This is a genomic window from Anaerococcus sp. AGMB09787, from assembly GCF_022808955.1.
Classification (GTDB): Bacteria; Bacillota; Clostridia; order Tissierellales; family Peptoniphilaceae; genus Anaerococcus.
The window spans coordinates 15,866-32,630 of sequence record NZ_JAKZEY010000001.1 but is presented as its reverse complement, the minus strand read 5'-3'; the positions used below and the strand labels follow the sequence as shown (position 1 = coordinate 32,630).

Genomic DNA, 16,765 nt, shown 5'->3' with positions numbered 1-16,765 from the left:
TTATGGATATCGATTCTTATTTTCTTATTTATAGTATACCCTAATAAAGAAAAAGATTAACTATTGTTAAAATATTAACCCTTGGCCTTTTCTATAGCTTTTTTTTCGCTATCTGAAAGCTCTTTCTCAGCGGACCCATTTATTATCTCCTTGACATAGACATTGGACCCATCATTTGAGTAAAGGGAGGTAAGGACAATCCCATTGTGGAAGTTATCAAGAAGACATAGGGAGAAGGAAAGTCCCCCACTTTGGCCCTCAAAGGCATCAAAATGAACTATAGCCATATGGCTTACTGCCCCCATGGTTGTATCCTTGGCATCTAGGGACCTTTGGTCTATGGTTCTCATATCCTTGTTGGATTGTTCTATTTGCTTATTTAACTCTACTAATAGCTCCTCCAAGTTAAGGTCTGGATTGTTGCCCCTAAGCAAGTGGTCATACCTTTGTTTTTGCCTTCTTATCTTATCATTCATTGACTTTATTAAGCCAAGTTCTGCTATTATAAAGATAGCCATTATAGCCATTATCACATATACGACTGTCATTTTAACCTTCCTTCTATAATTTTCTTATCTGCTTCATAAAGCCTGCTTGCCTCTCCTAGCTTTCCCTCATAATCATAGGTATAGGATGTATTGTCTAGGTTGATCTTGATTGTAGGTAGGGCAGAATTAATACTATCCCTCATTATATTTAGGGCAATTTCTCCATCTGATAGGGTGGATTCCTTGCCATTTTTTAGGATAAAGCTTGACTCTTCCATAGCCTCCAAGATAGTATCAACAAAGTCCATTTGGACCCTAGCTGCTTCTATAAACAAGTCTTCGTTTGTAGTATTGTTCTTAAAAGATTCTATAAGGTCTTTTGTCTTTCTAATATCTTCTTCTACCAAAAACCTTAGTTTTTCTTCAATTCTATTAAATGTTTCACGTGAAACACTACCAGCATCTTCAAGGTCCTTGTAGTCCTTCTTATCCATCATCCTTAGTAGATTGACTCCCATAAGACCAATTAGAATTACTACTGACCCACCACCTGGGTTGGCTGTGGGTTTCTTTACTTCTTTTAAGAAGTCATCCACTCTCATATCAAGAATCCCCATGGCCTAGCCTCCAATAAATATTTTCTATATCCTCTACTGTGAAACAATCAATAATTAGCTTGTAGGTATTACCATCCTTGTCAATCTTGACCCTTGAGCCTACCCTCTCCATGAATTTCTCCTCATAGTCTTCAAGCAGGATCTTGTCTATATCAGATAGGCCAGATTTGGATTGTTTCTTGTTTTTTTTTCTCTTGGTCTTATTTAGTTTTTCTACATCCCTAATGTTAATCTTCTTTCCTATAAAGCCTTCCAAGGCCTCATCCCTTTTTTTATCATCCTTTATAGAAAGGAGGGTTCTCGCTTGGGATGAAGAAATCTTCTTATCCTCTAGGGCCTCTATCTCTTTTTTTCTTAAGCTTAAAAGCCTTAGAGTGTTGGCTATATAGGACCTAGATTTACCCATGGTCTTGGCTATTTCATCTTGGGTCATAGCAAAGTCATCGACCAATTTTTTGTAGGCTAGGGCTTCTTCATAGGCTGATAGGTCTTCCCTTTGGATATTTTCTATCAAGGATAGGATATCAACATCCTTCTTGTTATATACTCTAACAATTGCATCAATTTTATCTAGACCTAATTTCTTGGAAGCCCTATACCTTCTCTCCCCGGCAAGGATTTGATACTTATCTGAGCCATTAGCTTTGGTAAGAACAATAGGATTTAGAAGGCCATATTCCTTGATAGATTGGGCTAGACTATCTATTGCTTCCTCATCAAAGTTTTGCCTGGGTTGGTCATCCCTTGGGTCGATTTGATTTATTGGTATACTTTGTATAGTTTCTTTGTTTGATGGATTATTTTCACTTTCTCTTGTTTCTGGTATGAGGGCTTGGAGGCCCCTACCCAGAGTCTTCCTACTAGTCAAGAATATCCTCCTTTTCTATTAGCTCTTTTGCTAAGAGGTTATAGGTTAAAGCCCCCTTGGCCTCCTTGTCATATTCAATAATTGACTTCCCATAAGATGGGGCTTCGGCAAGCTTTACATCCCTTGGTATCATTATTTTAAAGACCTTTCTTTTAAAATAGGACTTAACCTCCTCTAGGACTTCATAAGATAGGTCGTTATTCTTATCAAACATAGTAAGTAATACTCCCTCTATATTTAGCTTGTTATTTAAGGATTCCTTTACTAGCCTATAGGTATTCATTAGCTCACTAACCCCTTCTAGGGCATAGTATTCTGCCTGGATAGGAATAATTATAGAATCAGATGCCACCAGGGAATTAATTGAAAGGAGTCCTAGGGAAGGTGGACAATCTATCAAAATATAATCATAGTCCCTATTTTCTTTAAGATCATTTATTAAATCTTTCAAAATATTAAGCCTTGATAGCTCATCAAGCATAACTAGCTCTACCTCAAGTCCTGATAAGTTGGCTTCAGAAACTATAACATCTACTCCCGATGCGCTCTTTTTTATATAGGGATTAAAGTCAATTTTTGCCTCTGTTTTTGTAATCTCTTCATCAGGCTCTTCTTTTTCTTTACCTTCCTCATTTGAATTTTCTATAAGAGGATCTTGGTCCTCCCCTGTATTTTCGCCTTGAGTTTGGTCTTTAATTTTTTCTTCCTTAAATAACCTATGCTCATAGAAGAGGTCGTAGGAAGTGTTTTCTATCTCTCCCTTGTCAAAGCCTAGACCTGTACTTGTATTGGCTTGGGGGTCCATATCTATTACTAGGATATTTTTCCCTAGATCTTTCAGGGCAACAGAAAGGTTAACTACACTAGTAGTCTTGCCTACTCCTCCCTTTTGATTAAATATCGAAATTACCTTCATAGTCTCCCCTCATAATTACTACAGCTAGGTCAAGGATTCGATTTTTGATAAACCTCCTGACCTTGTTCCTATCTCCCTTAGCTTTAAACTTCTTTACTAAAATTTTATCCTTATACATAATGCCTAGGTAGGCTATGCCTAAATGAGCATAGCCGGTGGTGGCTAGGCAGAGGTCTGCCTCTGTAATATTTCTTAATCCTTGGACCATCTCTCTGGCCACTTCCTCACTTACTACATCATACTTTTCTATTGTTTCATGTGAAACATCGAGGATGTTTTCCTTGGCCTCATTGGAATAAGTGATGTAGGATTCTTTTAAGACTTCACTTGCCCCTTCTATATCGACAATAGATGAAGCTATAAGTCCCCCGCTTATTGATTCAGCCGTCGCTACCCTTTCCTTTTTCTCCTTGAGTATGTCTACCAAGACCTTGGCTGATGTAGATCCATCTATTGATATTATATGCTTATCAAGGTCTTTTTTAACAAGATCTAGGCCTTTTTCAAGGAGCCTGTCGACTTCTTTTTCATCAGCGCCCTTAGCAGATATTCTAAGGATTGGCCCATCATCTGTTACATAAGGACTTATTGTAGGATTAGTCCCAGATAGGTCGACTCTAGTCGCTAGGTCCCATTCGCCCCAAATATCTGTCCTTACTACTAGGTTTTTGATAAGGCTTTGCTTTTCTATATACTTACTCGCTTCATCATTAAACATAGGTTTCATCTCACGAGGAGGACCAGGTAGGATAAAGAAAGATGTTCCCTTATCGGACTTCACTATAGCTCCTGGGGCAGTGCCAAAATTATTTTCTAATACTATAGCTCCCCTAGGAAAGACTGCCTGCTTTTTATTAATCTCAACAGCCTTGGCATTTCCATCAAAATACTCGACTAATTTTTGATAAGACCTTTCATCTACAAAGGTGTCATTGGTCTTACCCACAACTTCTGTTACCACTTCCTTGGTTATATCATCAGCAGTTGGTCCTAGGCCTCCTGTCAAAAATACATAGTCATAAGTACCGTCAGCTTCCTTAAGAACCTTGTATAACCTATCATGATTGTCTCCGACTGTTACCATCTTATATAGGTTAATCCCATAATTAGTTAAAGCTTGAGCTATATATTGTGAATTTGTATCAACTATATTTCCTAACAAAATTTCTGTACCTACTGTACATATTAAAGCTTCCATATATTCCTCCTGTTTCACGTGAAACATTACTCTCTATAAATATACTAGATTTAAAAAAAGATGTAAGGTTTAGCTTACACTTTTATAGGACCTTTCTATATCCCTTATGATTTTGATTGTAAAGAATAAGCCTATTAACCCTCCTATTATAGTAATGTTATTTACTAAATCACTTATTTCTGACAGAGAGGCCAAGAGGTTGTTGGTTGCATGGATTATAATGGCCTCATAAATATTTCCCCTACGGAAGTAGAAATAGGTAATTAGTCCACCTAAGAAGAAGGCATTGATGCCTTGTAAGATATTCATGTGAAATATTCCAAAGGCTAGGGCTGTCATAAAGATTGTCCCATTGATTGATAGGTACTTCCTTACTTCTCCAGCATAGATCCCCCTAAAGATAAATTCTTCTACTATAGGAGCCAAAATAATAATATCTATGTATAATACAATATTTTCTAATAAACTACTGGCAGCAAAGGCCTCATTTAAAAACTCCATGTTTTCTATAATTAGTGGAGTATTACCAAATAGAGCTAATATAGTAGACATGATTATATTAGCAAGTCCATAGGCTCCAAGCCCTATAAGAAAAGCCTTGGGCCTGATAGTAGGCTTAGTTTTAATATATGCCATCTGATATTTTTTCTCATAGCCCTTACTTTTTTTTTTGATAAAGAAGTATAGTATAAAAATTTTTATGATTTGGACTAGGGCCATAAGGTAAACTACAGATAGGCTATAGCCATTCCTAGCAAATCCCACTAGGCCAAAAACTGCCAAGCCTATCTCTAGGATATAAAATCCTAAGATAAATAATACGCTAAATACAATTAACTTTAATTTTCTTACTAAGCCTTCCATTTAGAACTCCTCTTTTCTTATAGGGGGTTTTTCTTTGGTAGGTTCTTTCCCCTTGGATACATTTTCTTGGTCTTTTTAACTTTTTTTACTATTATATTAAACCTCTTATTACCGTCTAGGTCGATCTTATCTATGTGGTCTACCTCTCCCCCTAGGATCTTTATGGCATTTTTAGCTTCTTCTAGCTCTTCATAGGCCTTGGGTCCTTTGAGGGCAATGAAGGTTCCTCCAAGTTTTAGAAAGGGAAGTGCATATTCTGCTAGGGTTGCCATATTGGCTACAGCCCTTGATACAACCACATCAAAGCCTTCACGCTTGTCCTTGGCATAGTCTTCTGCCCTCACGTGGATGGCTCTAGCCTTATCGAGGTCCAGTTTTTCTATTACTTCATTCATAAACTTTACTTTTTTGTTGACTGAGTCAATCAGGGTTAGGTCGAAGTCTTTTTCTATCCTTAGGGGGATACCTGGAAAGCCAGGCCCTGCTCCTATATCAAGGACCCTCTCCCCTTCATTTATATAGTCTATTACAGTAAGAGAGTCCTTGAAGTGCTTTAGCTTAATTTCCTCTATATCGGTAATGGCTGTAAGGTTGGTATGGGCATTTACCTCAAGGAGGTAGTCTATATAGGTTTGGTAGGCTCTTTGCTTATCCATCTAATTCTCCAGTCTTTAGTCTAATCATCAAAACATTGATATCAGCAGGGGAAACTCCAGATATCCTTGAAGCTTGGCCAATTGATTCTGGTTTGATGTCGTTTAATTTCTCAGCTGATTCCTTCTTTAGGCCCTTTACCTTGTAGTAGTCGAAATCCTTAGGCAATTTTTGTTTTTCTAGTTTCTTAAACTTATCGATATCTGCCATTTGCTTTCTAATATAGCCCTCGTATTTGATCTCGCTTTGGACTTCTATTTGTTGGAACTTTGGAAGGCTTGGCCTTTCTTTATCAAAGACTCCTAAGGCCTCATAGGTTAGCTCTGGCCTTTTTATAAGGTCATATAAGCTCATTGCGTTTTTGAGTGGGGTTGAGCCAAGGTCGATGAGTTTGGCGTTTATGTCTTCTTTGGGTGTTAGGACGACTGATTTTAGCCTCTCGATTTCTCCATCAATGTTAGCTCTTTTGGCTAACATTTTTTGGTATCTTTCTTCACTTACAAGTCCTATCTTGTAGGCCCTTTCCGTGAGCCTTTGGTCCGCATTATCTTGGCGCATGGTTAGCCTGTACTCACACCTTGATGTCATCATCCTATAAGGCTCTTCGGTTCCCTTGGTAACTAGGTCATCTATTAGGACCCCTATATAGGCATCTGACCTATCAAGTATAAGTGGGTCTTCTCCCTTAATCTTTAGGGCTGCGTTTATTCCTGCTATAAGGCCTTGTCCACCGGCTTCTTCATAGCCTGATGATCCGTTGATTTGACCAGCAAAGTAAAGTCCCTCATAGTCCCTAGATTCTAGGGTCCTATAGAGCCTTCTTGTATCGATCATATCGTATTCTATAGCATAGGCTGGTCTCATGATTTTGACATCTTCTAGGCCTATAATTGTCTTGTAGAAGTCCATTTGAACATCTTGGGGTAGGGATGAAGAGACCCCTTGGATATACATCTCATCTGTAGATAGGGATTCTGGTTCTATAAAGACCTGGTGGATATCCCTATCTGGAAATCTTACCATCTTATCTTCTATAGAAGGGCAATACCTAGGTCCTACCCCCTTGATGTGGCCCCCATAAATCGGTGACCTATCGAGGTTATCCATGATAATGTCCTTGGTTTCCTTGGTGGTATAGGTTAGGTAGCAATTTTCTTGCTTACGGTCAGAGAAATCTTCGCCTTCATTTAGGAAGGAAAATGGAATTACTTCCTCATCTCCCCTTTGGACTTCGGTCTTCTCGTAGTTGATTGACTTCCTATCAACCCTGGCAGGAGTTCCAGTCTTAAAGCGTCTTAGCTTAAAGCCCATTTCCTCAAGGCAAGCTGACAAATAGGTTGCAGCTTGGAGGCCGTGAGGACCAGAAGTCTTCTCATATTCTCCTATAAGGATCTTTCCATTTAGGTAGGTACCAGTAGCTATTATAATAGCCTTTGTTTCATAGATAGCACCTTGGACTGTTTCACATGAAACAATCTTCCCGTCCTCGTAGTTTATCTTGTCAACTTCTTGCTCAAAGAGGTCAAGATTTTCTTGGTTTTCTAGGGTCTTTTTCATCTCCTCGTGGTACTTTCTTTTGTCAGCTTGGACCCTAAGGGAATGTACGGCTGGCCCCTTGGATGTGTTTAGCATCCTAGATTGTATAAAGGTCTTATCTATATTAAGAGCCATTTGTCCACCTAGGGCATCTATCTCCCTAACTATATGTCCCTTGCCTGTTCCTCCGATATTCGGATTACATGGCATATCTGCAACAGCTTCCATGGATGTGGTAAGGACTAGTGTCTTTAGACCAAGTCTCGCTGTAGCAAGACCTGCCTCACATCCCGCATGGCCTGCTCCTACAACTACTACATCATAGGACCCAGCCTTATATTTATAATTATTTTCCAACACAAAACTCCTTGAATACTTTATCCATTATCTCATCAGAAACACTCTCTCCAATAATTAGGCCTAGCTTTTCGTAGGCCCTCCTTAGGTCAACTTCACAGGCATCTAGGGGAATTCCAATCTTGATATCATTTATGGATTGGTTAAGGTCCTCATAGGCTTCATCTAGGAGCCTCTCATGACGGGTATTGGTTATAATAACTGACTCCCTATTAATCTCCTTGGTATCAAACATAGTTGTTATCTCTTTTTCAAGGTCGTCTAATCCTTCTTCCTTGATCATAGAAGTCCTTATGACTGGGAATTTATCTTCAAATATATCTAGGTCAAATTGAGCATCTAGATCACTCTTATTTACTATTACTATGGCATTTTTACCTTGGATAAGGTCTAATATCTTCTCATCTTCCCTATCAAAGGTCCTAGATGAATCAAAGATGGCTATGACTAGGTCAGAATTTTCTATAAGCTCGATTGACTTATCTACCCCGATCTTTTCGACTAGGTCATCTGTATCACGAATGCCTGCAGTATCATTTATCTTTAGGGTAAAGTCGCCCAGGTTTATATACTCTGTTATAAGGTCACGGGTTGTCCCTGGTATGTCTGTAACTATGGCACGATTTTCATCGAGTAGGGCATTTAGGAGGGAAGACTTACCTACATTAGGCTTACCTACAATAGATGTATTGATCCCATCCTTTACTATCTTTCCCTTATTTGATGTCCTAAGTAGCCTATCTATTTGGTCCTTGGCCCTTTCCATAAAGGAAATTATTTCATCAGGGGCTAGGTCTTCCCCATCTTCTGTAAAATTTATAGAATACTCTACCCTTGATAAGGCTTCTAGGAGCTCCTTTCTGATTGAGTCGATTTTTCTTCGTAAGGACCCCTTTAATTGGTTAATCCCTTCCTTTTGGCTTAGTTCATTACTAGCGTTAATAATATCTAAGACCGCCTCTGCTTGGGATAGGTCAATCCTACCATTAAGGAAGGCCCTCTTGGTAAATTCTCCCCTCTCGGCTAGGTCACAACCTAGGTCTAATAATAAATTTAGAATTTTCTTGACTGATACAAAGGATCCGTGGCAATTTATCTCACACACATCTTCCCTGGTGTAGGTGTAGGGACCCTTCATGAAGTTAACCATCACTTCATCAACTACTTGTCCATTGAGCTCTACTATGTTGCCATAGACCATCCTTCTATTGTCCTTGTCCTTATCGATAGATTTTCCCTTGATTGACTTAAAAATTTTATTAATAATCTCAATGGATCTTGGTCCACTCATCCTAACAATGGATATCCCACCAGTCCCGGATGGAGTAGAGATTGCTGCAATTGTCCTAGTTTCCATATATACTCCTTAGTATGATAAAAAATATCCACTACTTTGACTAGTGGTCTGTAACATAAAAATTATAATAGAAAATCCTTATTTGTCAACATTTATCATATCTTAAAAAGATTATATAGTTAAAATATGATTTTTCTATTCCTTATATATTTATGATACAAACCTCTAAGTAGGATAATATATCCTTAAACAAAAATCTAAAATTAATCTAAAGCTACCTTATTATAGGTTTTAACTAGACTTTACTTATCTAATTCTTATATTTGTTAAGGAAATTTTATAATTTCCAACTTTATATACAGTAATTTTTATGATATATTAGTAGAAGAACTATAATTAGGAGGAAATATGCAGTTAGAATCGTTAGGTTCTTTACAATGGAACTACATAGTAGGAGGTCTTGCAATCTTCTTATATGGTATATCCTTGATGGGAAATGCCCTAACAAATTTTGCAGGACCAAAACTTAGAAAGTATGTTGAAAAATATACGTCCAATCCCCTTATGGGAGTCTTGGTCGGAGTAATTATTACCGGTCTTATTCAATCATCATCTGCTACAACAGTTATTACCATAAGCTTTATTAGGGCAGGTGTTATGAGTCTAGAGCAAGCCATCGGAGTTATCCTCGGTGCAAATATAGGTACCACAGTAACTTCTATTTTGATAGGCTTTAACTTAGAATATCTTTCTTATTTTATTATTTTCATAGGTGTTATATTATTTACCTTCTCATCTAAGAGAAAAAGTAAGTCCTTCGGTGAAATCCTAATAGGTTTCGGTCTATTATTTATCGGACTAGAAATGATGGGAACAAGCCTAGCAGAACTTAAAAATATTGAAAGCTTTGATAAATTTGTTGCCAGCATGGCCAAAAATCCAATATTTGCAGTACTAACTGGTGCCTTACTCACAGCCCTTATCCAATCATCATCTGCCTTTATAGGTATTACCCAATCCCTATATGCTTCAGGTGCTATTGACATAAATGTTGCCCTAGGACTAATGTTTGGTGCTAATATCGGTACATGTATCACTGCTGTATTGGCATCAGTTGGAGGATCCCTATCAGCAAAGAGAGCTTCCGTCTTCCATATCTTATTTAACGTATCAGTTTCAGTAGTATTCTTGATATTCCTAGAGCCATACAAGAATATAATCCTTGCTCTAGCAGATGCAATAGGTGCTAACAAGCTCATGATTATAGCAATGGGCCACTTCATTTATAACTTCGTCGGAGTATTAATCTTTACCCCACTTAATAAGATAATAGCAAGACTCCTTAGAAAGATCATTCCAGGAAAGGATAGCTTATTTGCAGACTTACCTGACGTAGAACTTGATGAAGACCTAATAACCAAGTTCCCATCAGGTGCCATTGATCAAGTAAAGGAAGCCATCTTAAAAGAAGCTAATATAGCCCTTGAGACAGTAAAACAAGGTAAAAAATTCCTAGTAGAAAAGGATAAGAATGCCCTAGCCAACCTTAACCAAGCAGAAGAGATAGTAAATGATCTAGATACCAAGATTCAATCATACCTACTAAAACTTGGAAAAAATACACCTTATACTGAAATAGAGGGAGAGGTACAAAACCTTCTACAAATCCAAATAAATGTAGAAAGAATATCAGACTTGGGTCAAAACCTAGGTGAATACTTTGAAGAAGTTAACGAATCAGAAAGTCCTTATCATGGTGAAGCACTATCAGATCTTGAAGCCATGTATGATATGGTAATAAATAACTTTATAAGGAGTATTGAAGTCTTCAAAAATCAAGATCAAAGTGAATTTAGAAAGTTAATTGAAGATGAAGGTGCTCTTGATCTAATGGAAACAAGTCTAAGAAAATCTCACTACAAGAGACTTCAAAACAGTAAAAATATAAGAAATATGGCTACCTATGTCTTCAATGATATAATCTCAACCATGGAAAGGATGGGAGACCATGCCTACAATATAGGCCGAATTACATCTAACCCAATCAAAATCCACACAGAGCCACATGGCAAATTTACCGACTAAAATTTGGTATTTTAAAAGCTTGGAATAAAATCCAAGCTTCTTTTTTTATATTTTATCTTATTCTACATAATCAACTACAACGTATCTCTTAGGTTCGCTACCCTCTGAGTGGCTAGTTACGTTCTTATGCTTAGATACTTCCTCATGGGCAAGTCTTCTTTCATAAGAATTCATATACCTTAGATTCCATGGTTTCTTGCTTCTTTGAACCTTAATTGCAGTATCTCTTGCAAGCTCTACAATTTTTTCATCCCTACGTCTCTTGTAATTATTGATATCTATATTTACTCTCAAATTATGTCTTCTTGAATCAATAGCCTTTACTACAAGTAGTTCAATAGCTTCTAGAGTTGATCCTCCCTTACCTATTGCTATACCTGTATCATTTTCGTCTATCTTTGCTTCAAGCTTAATAATATTATCTTCAAGGTTTCCTATAACTGAAACATCTTCAAAGTGCATGGCCTTTAATATGGCTTCCAAGAAGTCCTTGGCCTCATAGTACTTGTCTATATTGGACCTTTGCCTATCAAAGCCTTCTGATTTTTCCTTTCTAACAGGAGCCTCATCACTAGAAAGATCTTCTTCTATTATAGTTTCTTCTTTATCTTCTTCTATATCTTCTACTTCTATAGGATCTTCTACCCTTACTTCTTGCTTGTCTTCGTCTACATAGAACTGAGTGTTCTCTATTTCCTTACCAAGGTTTTCTAGGGCATCCTTGATATCTTCTTGGTAGCTTACCCTTACAACTGCGTCTCTGCTACCTATAAAACCCAAAAATCCTGAAGATTCTTCTTCCAAAACTTCAACTTCTACTTCATCTTCTCTCTTACCTATCTCTTCAAGGGCTAGTCTAATTGCTTCTTTTGTTGTTTTTGCTGTTTTTACTATTGACTTTTTCATCTTTTGACTCCGATCTCTTGATTTTTCCAAACATGTGCATAGCTACCATAATTATAAGTCTAAATACTGATGACAATGTGTAGTACAATGGTAGACCTGCTGGAAGGGACCTAAATAAGAAGAAATAAAGTAGTGGCATCATAAGGAACATTGTATTCATACTTCCCATAGCACCAGCACTTTGTTGCATTTGTGGGTTGGTCTTCATTGAAAAAAGTTGAACTGCAAATTGAGACAAACTTGTTAAAAGTGGAAGCCCGTACCATAAGGGATCTCTTTCAATTAAGTTAGGTACCCAGAAAAATTTGGTATTTAAATGACTTAAACCCTCAGGAAAAACGTACTTGGTAGTATCGCTCATCATCCTAAAAAGTCCTAGCATAATAAGAAGCTGAACTATCATGACAAGGCAGCCACTCATTCCTGGAGTTACTCCCTCTTCTTTATATAGCTCTTGCATCTTTTGTTGCATGATTTGTTGATCATAGCCATACTTTCTCTTGACTTCTTCCATCTTTGGCTTAAAAGTTTCAGCCATCTCTGCTTGTTTTTGTTGACTAATAGTCATTGGTATTATCAAAAGACTTACAAGCAAGGTCATAATGATAATAGATATTGCATAAAAACTAATGCTTGCTGGCTCTGTAAAATTCGCACTCAAAAAATCATATATGAGCCTCATCAGCTTTCCTAAAATACCTGCTAAAAAATTTAACATACTAACTCCGTAAACTAATACTCACTAAATAAGTGGGTCATACCCACCTTTAGAAAATGGATTACATCTTAAAATTCTCCACGTTGACAAAAACAAAGCCTTGAAAAATCCATACTTGTTAAAAGCTTCTAAGGCATATTGGGAACAAGTCGGATAAAACTTGCATTTTGATTGTCCTAACTGTGGAGAAATAAATAACTGATAAAATCTGATTAACTTTATGAAAATCTTATTTAACATAAAAAATCATCTTCTTTTTGAAAGCCTTACTCAAAACATGACCCAAAGAACTCTTTAACTTATCATAAGTAAAATCTGCTGTATGTTTCTTGGGAATAATTATGATATCTACACTATTGATATTAGAATAATTAATCCTAACAATTTCCCTTAGCCTTCTTTTGAGGTAATTTCTAATATGGGCCTTGCCCACCTTCTTTGATATGGAAAATCCAAACCTGGGGTGATCAAGGTCATTTTTCCTAATAAGTACAGTAAAGTCCCTATTATAGAAGGCCTTATTGTTTTTGTAGACCCTTTGGAAGTCTGTCTGCTTTCTTAAACTAATTCTCTTTTCCATTTAAAACTTCTTCTTGCTTAGCCCATATCTAAAAGAGCCTTATAAAAAGGCCCTAAGCTATTAATATAGATTACTAAGCAGATAATCTTTTTCTATTTTTCTTTCTTCTAGCTTTTAGTACTCTTCTACCACCCGGAGTTGACATTCTCTTTCTAAAGCCATGATCTTTAGATCTTTTTCTTCTGTTTGGTTGATAAGTTCTCTTCATGCTTACACCTCCTAATCTTTTATGACTTTTTATATTATATTGAAATTGAGCTAATATGTCAAGATATATAAGCCTTTAAAAGTCGGGAAAAAGACCTAAACAAGGGGAAATTTTTAAAATGAATAAAATAATTGTATATATTCTTAGAAATATCCATTAAAATAAGGGTGATATAAATAATAATACAATCTGGATATCTTTGTGCATTAAAAACTTACCCACAAGTTATTAACATTAATTTCTCTGCATAAACTTTTACTTGGAGTCGATATTTTTATAAAAATTTCAAGAAAAATCCAACTTTTTCAAAAATATATGAGGGAAATTAAATAAATACACATACTTATCCACATATCCACCCAGGATTTTTCTAAGGACTTTTAACTTTCATCTTTTTCTGTAAGTTTTTGTGGATAAGTTGCCCAAATCGCTTATTTATAGTATAATTGACAGTGTATTAGTATATGGATAAGTTCATTATGACAGGATTTTTTTACGAGTCTTGTGTATAAAATTATTTTTTTTAGAAAATTTTAAAAATTTGCCGTTAAAAATCTTTAATTTTAAACAATGAACTTATCAACAAAGAAGTTATCCACAAGTTATCCTATTTTTGGGGATAAGTTCCTTTTTGGTCCAATAATTTTAATATTTTGGTCTTTAAGTAATGTGCATAACTTTTAAAGGAAGGTTAAGTGATGACGAATTTAGAATACATTACTAGTGAATTAAAAAATGAAATGAAAATGTATGTAAGTGAGCCTAACCAGTTCGATACATGGATAAATATTTTGAAGCCTCTAAATCTCTACAATGACACCCTTTATCTTGAAATTCCAAAGAAGGACACCTATTTCATCTTTGAAAAAATATGGATCCCCCTCCTCCAAAAGGCCATGGATGATATAGCTAATAAGGTAGGTCAAAAGCTTGAGGTTAAGATTATTCCTAGGGATGCAGATAATTATAACGAAGTCCTATCCCTAGGAAAAAATTATGATTCTAACGGGCAAATGAGGATGAGCCAGGTTAAACCCTATCCAAAACCCCTCCTAGAAGATCAAAATATTTTTGAAAATTTTGTAAAGGGTAAGTCCAACCAATATGCCTTAGGGGTTAGTATGGCTGTAGCTGAAAATATATCCACACATAACCAGTCAAGACTCTACAATCCCCTCTTTATCTATGGGGAAAGTGGACTTGGTAAGACCCACCTCATGCAGGCCATCGCCCATGAAATTTTAAAAAACAGGGATGATGTCTATGTTATGTACCTATCTAGTGAGAAGTTTACCAATGAGATGATTTCATCAATCGGTAGGTCTAATAACGCCAAATTTAGGGAAAAATACAGGTCTGTAGATATCCTCCTTATAGATGATATCCAATTTATAGCAGGCAAGGAGGGTACTCAGGAGGAATTTTTCAACACCTTCAACGAACTTTACAACAAGGGTAAGCAAATAGTAATTTCTTCAGATAGGCCACCAAAGGAAATCAAGGAACTCGAAGATAGGCTAGTATCAAGATTCTCCTGGGGAATTATAGCTGATATAGGTAAGCCTGACTTTGAGACAAGGGTTGCCATCCTCCAAAAGAAGCTCGACCAATTAGGTGCCTACATAGATAATGAAATCTTATTTTATATAGCAGAAAATATCGACACTAACATAAGGGACCTAGAGGGAGCCTTATCCACAGCCATAGCTTATGCTAGAAGTGATAATAGAGAGATTGTTACTATAGATGATGCTATAAAGGGAGTTGGAACTAGAGCCAAGGATAATAGAAAGAGGATCTCAGTTGAAGATATTCAAAAGTTTGTGGCTAACAAGTACAATATCAAGCTTTCAGAACTTAAGGGCAAGAGCCGCAAGAAGGAAATTGTAAATCCTAGGCAAATAGCGATGTTTTTGGCAAGGGACCTTTTGGATGATTCCCTGGTTACAATATCTAATGCCTTTGACAGGGACCATACAACAATTATGCATGGTATAGAAAAAATCTCCAAGCAAATCGAAGAAGATCCGGATTTTAAGGAAGAAATTGATAGTATTATTAAGGAAATCAAAGAGTAATATTGTTTAAAAGTCTGTGGATAAGTATGTTAATAAGTTAAAATTTGGGATTTTAAGAAAAGTATCTGTGGATAATGTGGAAAAGATGCCATTTTATCCTTGAAATACTCACAAGTAATCCCGAGGGATTTTTGACTTATTTAAAAGATCTCTTGGACTTATCCACATATATACTCCCCCTACTACTATTACTACTAAGTATATATAAAAGTTTAGGGGAGAGCCACACTTCCTAAGAATCAAAAATATTTAATTAGATAGAATCTTTAAGGAGTAAATATGAAATTTAAAATAAACCAACAAGAATTAATAGATGTCATCAATATAGCTAGCAAGGCTGTCTCAAAGAGTACCAATATTCAGACCCATGAATTAATATACTTTGAAGCCCATGACAACACCTTGACCTTGAAGGCCTTCGATGGTGAGATTTATATCAAAACTTCTACAGAGGCCATAGTTGATGAAGAAGGGGATATGGTAGTCAAGGCTTCCCTAATATCCAATATAGTAAGAAAGCTTCCAAATTCCCTTGTAATAATAGAAAATACCAATGGCAAGATCAATATCTCCTGCAAGGCTTCAAACTTCAACCTAATAGCCTTCGACTACTATGAGAATAACGATCTTACCATTCCAGAAACAGAGCCAATAAGTATAGCCAATGACATCCTAAAGAGGTCTATTAGCCAAACAGAATTTGCAACAAGCCTAGATGAAACCAAGCTTGCCTTGACAGGAATACTCTTTGAACTAAAGGGCTCCTTCCTCAATATGGTAGCCCTAGATGGCTACAGGGTAGCCCTAAAGAAGGTAAGGCTCGACTATCCAACAGACTATGAGGGCAGGGAATATATAATCCCTAAGAGGTCCCTACTAGAGTGGTCGAGGATAGTAGGAGATGATAGGACAACAGACCTATATAGGAAGGATAATGACCTAATCTTTGTATCAGGATCTACTACAATGCAATGCAAGGTAATTGATAAAAACTTTATTGACTACAGGAATATTATAAATGATATATCAGAAACAAGTGTTATCCTAGATAAAAGAGAGCTAATAAACTCCCTAGACCGTGCCCAAGTCTTGACAGATTCAGCTAGGGCCAACCTCATAAAGATCGATGTTGAAGATGGTCATTTGATTATATCTTCTAACTCAGAAATAGGAGATGTAAGGGAAGTTATAGATACTGACCAAAAGGGAGAAGACCTAAAGATTGCCTTCAATGCAAGGTATATGGAAGAGGGGGTCAAGGCTTGCGATAGTGAAAAGATTAAGCTAAACTTCAAATCTTCCCTAAGTCCCTGCCTAATTTATCCTGAGGATTCTACCTATGAGGATGAAGATTTTACCTACCTGGTATTGCCAGTTAGACTAGCGAATTGAGGG

At 36.6% G+C, this 16,765-nt stretch carries 17 protein-coding genes; 3 read left to right on the top strand and 14 right to left on the bottom strand.

What is annotated here, in order from left to right; genetic code table 11:
• Positions 1-74 precede the first annotated feature (74 nt).
• The 9 genes from MUN42_RS00165 to mnmE form a co-directional block, all read right to left on the bottom strand.
• The gene (locus MUN42_RS00165) at positions 75-548 is read right to left on the bottom strand and encodes a DUF4446 family protein (RefSeq protein ID WP_243342249.1); all 474 of its coding nucleotides are present in this window, start codon (positions 546-548) and stop codon (positions 75-77) included.
• The gene (locus MUN42_RS00160) at positions 545-1,105 is read right to left on the bottom strand and encodes a cyclodeaminase/cyclohydrolase family protein (protein ID WP_243342248.1); all 561 of its coding nucleotides are present in this window, start codon (positions 1,103-1,105) and stop codon (positions 545-547) included. Before MUN42_RS00160 ends, MUN42_RS00165 begins: the two co-directional genes overlap by 4 nt.
• Positions 1,092-1,973 carry a ParB/RepB/Spo0J family partition protein gene (locus MUN42_RS00155; RefSeq protein WP_243342247.1) on the bottom strand — a complete coding sequence of 294 codons (882 nt, stop codon included), beginning with the start codon at positions 1,971-1,973 and terminating at the stop codon, positions 1,092-1,094. Before MUN42_RS00155 ends, MUN42_RS00160 begins: the two co-directional genes overlap by 14 nt.
• Positions 1,966-2,889, bottom strand: coding sequence for a ParA family protein (locus tag MUN42_RS00150; RefSeq protein WP_243342246.1), 924 nt, complete (start codon positions 2,887-2,889; stop codon positions 1,966-1,968). Before MUN42_RS00150 ends, MUN42_RS00155 begins: the two co-directional genes overlap by 8 nt.
• On the bottom strand, positions 2,867-4,087 hold the full coding sequence (locus MUN42_RS00145) for a CinA family nicotinamide mononucleotide deamidase-related protein (RefSeq protein WP_243342245.1): 1,221 nt from the start codon (positions 4,085-4,087) through the stop codon (positions 2,867-2,869). The genes MUN42_RS00150 and MUN42_RS00145 overlap by 23 nt, the downstream gene beginning before the upstream one ends.
• Before the next feature lie 69 nt (positions 4,088-4,156).
• Positions 4,157-4,951 carry a type II CAAX endopeptidase family protein gene (locus tag MUN42_RS00140; protein ID WP_243342244.1) on the bottom strand — a complete coding sequence of 265 codons (795 nt, stop codon included), beginning with the start codon at positions 4,949-4,951 and terminating at the stop codon, positions 4,157-4,159.
• Positions 4,952-4,968: 17 nt separating this feature from the next.
• Entirely contained in the window at positions 4,969-5,607 is a 639-nt protein-coding gene (gene rsmG / locus MUN42_RS00135) for a 16S rRNA (guanine(527)-N(7))-methyltransferase RsmG (protein ID WP_243342243.1), read from the bottom strand.
• Positions 5,600-7,498 carry a tRNA uridine-5-carboxymethylaminomethyl(34) synthesis enzyme MnmG gene (gene mnmG / locus MUN42_RS00130; protein ID WP_243342242.1) on the bottom strand — a complete coding sequence of 633 codons (1,899 nt, stop codon included), beginning with the start codon at positions 7,496-7,498 and terminating at the stop codon, positions 5,600-5,602. Before mnmG ends, rsmG begins: the two co-directional genes overlap by 8 nt.
• Complete coding sequence (gene mnmE / locus MUN42_RS00125) at positions 7,488-8,855, bottom strand: tRNA uridine-5-carboxymethylaminomethyl(34) synthesis GTPase MnmE (protein WP_243342241.1); 1,368 nt, start codon at positions 8,853-8,855, stop codon at positions 7,488-7,490. Before mnmE ends, mnmG begins: the two co-directional genes overlap by 11 nt.
• A 348-nt stretch (positions 8,856-9,203) precedes the next feature.
• On the opposite strand from mnmE, the gene MUN42_RS00120 reads away from it, so the two are divergent.
• Positions 9,204-10,880 (top strand): Na/Pi cotransporter family protein, encoded by a 1,677-nt coding sequence (locus MUN42_RS00120; RefSeq protein WP_243342240.1) that lies wholly within the window; start codon positions 9,204-9,206, stop codon positions 10,878-10,880.
• A gap of 57 nt (positions 10,881-10,937) precedes the next feature.
• On the opposite strand, the gene jag is transcribed toward MUN42_RS00120, so the two are convergent.
• The 5 genes from jag to rpmH all read right to left on the bottom strand — a co-directional run bounded on the left by jag (position 10,938) and on the right by rpmH (position 13,292).
• Complete coding sequence (jag, locus tag MUN42_RS00115) at positions 10,938-11,786, bottom strand: RNA-binding cell elongation regulator Jag/EloR (protein WP_243342239.1); 849 nt, start codon at positions 11,784-11,786, stop codon at positions 10,938-10,940.
• Complete coding sequence (locus MUN42_RS00110; protein ID WP_243342238.1) at positions 11,737-12,504, bottom strand: YidC/Oxa1 family membrane protein insertase; 768 nt, start codon at positions 12,502-12,504, stop codon at positions 11,737-11,739. Before MUN42_RS00110 ends, jag begins: the two co-directional genes overlap by 50 nt.
• 24 nt (positions 12,505-12,528) lie before the next feature.
• A complete protein-coding gene (yidD, locus tag MUN42_RS00105) occupies positions 12,529-12,744 on the bottom strand; it encodes a membrane protein insertion efficiency factor YidD (protein WP_243342237.1) in 216 nt (71 codons plus the stop codon).
• Positions 12,734-13,084 (bottom strand): ribonuclease P protein component, encoded by a 351-nt coding sequence (rnpA, locus tag MUN42_RS00100; protein WP_243342236.1) that lies wholly within the window; start codon positions 13,082-13,084, stop codon positions 12,734-12,736. Before rnpA ends, yidD begins: the two co-directional genes overlap by 11 nt.
• Positions 13,085-13,157: 73 nt before the next feature.
• Positions 13,158-13,292: a 50S ribosomal protein L34 gene (rpmH, locus tag MUN42_RS00095; protein WP_243342235.1), complete on the bottom strand. Its 135-nt coding sequence runs from the start codon at positions 13,290-13,292 to the stop codon at positions 13,158-13,160.
• A gap of 698 nt (positions 13,293-13,990) precedes the next feature.
• Between rpmH and dnaA the strand changes: the two genes are divergently transcribed.
• On the top strand, positions 13,991-15,370 hold the full coding sequence (gene dnaA, locus MUN42_RS00090; RefSeq protein WP_243342234.1) for a chromosomal replication initiator protein DnaA: 1,380 nt from the start codon (positions 13,991-13,993) through the stop codon (positions 15,368-15,370).
• A 279-nt stretch (positions 15,371-15,649) separates the two neighbouring features.
• Complete coding sequence (dnaN, locus tag MUN42_RS00085; protein ID WP_243342233.1) at positions 15,650-16,762, top strand: DNA polymerase III subunit beta; 1,113 nt, start codon at positions 15,650-15,652, stop codon at positions 16,760-16,762.
• Positions 16,763-16,765: the final 3 nt, after the last annotated feature.

Bases quoted from the DNA above. Each gene is read 5' to 3' on its own strand.
- MUN42_RS00165 (WP_243342249.1), bottom strand. From the start codon at position 548: ATGACAGTCGTATATGTGATAATGGCTATAATGGCTATCTTTATAATA.
- MUN42_RS00160 (WP_243342248.1), bottom strand. From the start codon at position 1,105: ATGGGGATTCTTGATATGAGAGTGGATGACTTCTTAAAAGAAGTAAAG.
- MUN42_RS00150 (WP_243342246.1), bottom strand. From the start codon at position 2,889: ATGAAGGTAATTTCGATATTTAATCAAAAGGGAGGAGTAGGCAAGACT.
- MUN42_RS00145 (WP_243342245.1), bottom strand. From the start codon at position 4,087: ATGGAAGCTTTAATATGTACAGTAGGTACAGAAATTTTGTTAGGAAAT.
- MUN42_RS00140 (WP_243342244.1), bottom strand. From the start codon at position 4,951: ATGGAAGGCTTAGTAAGAAAATTAAAGTTAATTGTATTTAGCGTATTA.
- rsmG (WP_243342243.1), bottom strand. From the start codon at position 5,607: ATGGATAAGCAAAGAGCCTACCAAACCTATATAGACTACCTCCTTGAG.
- mnmE (WP_243342241.1), bottom strand. From the start codon at position 8,855: ATGGAAACTAGGACAATTGCAGCAATCTCTACTCCATCCGGGACTGGT.
- MUN42_RS00120 (WP_243342240.1), top strand. From the start codon at position 9,204: ATGCAGTTAGAATCGTTAGGTTCTTTACAATGGAACTACATAGTAGGA.
- jag (WP_243342239.1), bottom strand. From the start codon at position 11,786: ATGAAAAAGTCAATAGTAAAAACAGCAAAAACAACAAAAGAAGCAATT.
- MUN42_RS00110 (WP_243342238.1), bottom strand. From the start codon at position 12,504: ATGTTAAATTTTTTAGCAGGTATTTTAGGAAAGCTGATGAGGCTCATA.
- yidD (WP_243342237.1), bottom strand. From the start codon at position 12,744: ATGTTAAATAAGATTTTCATAAAGTTAATCAGATTTTATCAGTTATTT.
- rnpA (WP_243342236.1), bottom strand. From the start codon at position 13,084: ATGGAAAAGAGAATTAGTTTAAGAAAGCAGACAGACTTCCAAAGGGTC.
- rpmH (WP_243342235.1), bottom strand. From the start codon at position 13,292: ATGAAGAGAACTTATCAACCAAACAGAAGAAAAAGATCTAAAGATCAT.
- dnaA (WP_243342234.1), top strand. From the start codon at position 13,991: ATGACGAATTTAGAATACATTACTAGTGAATTAAAAAATGAAATGAAA.
- dnaN (WP_243342233.1), top strand. From the start codon at position 15,650: ATGAAATTTAAAATAAACCAACAAGAATTAATAGATGTCATCAATATA.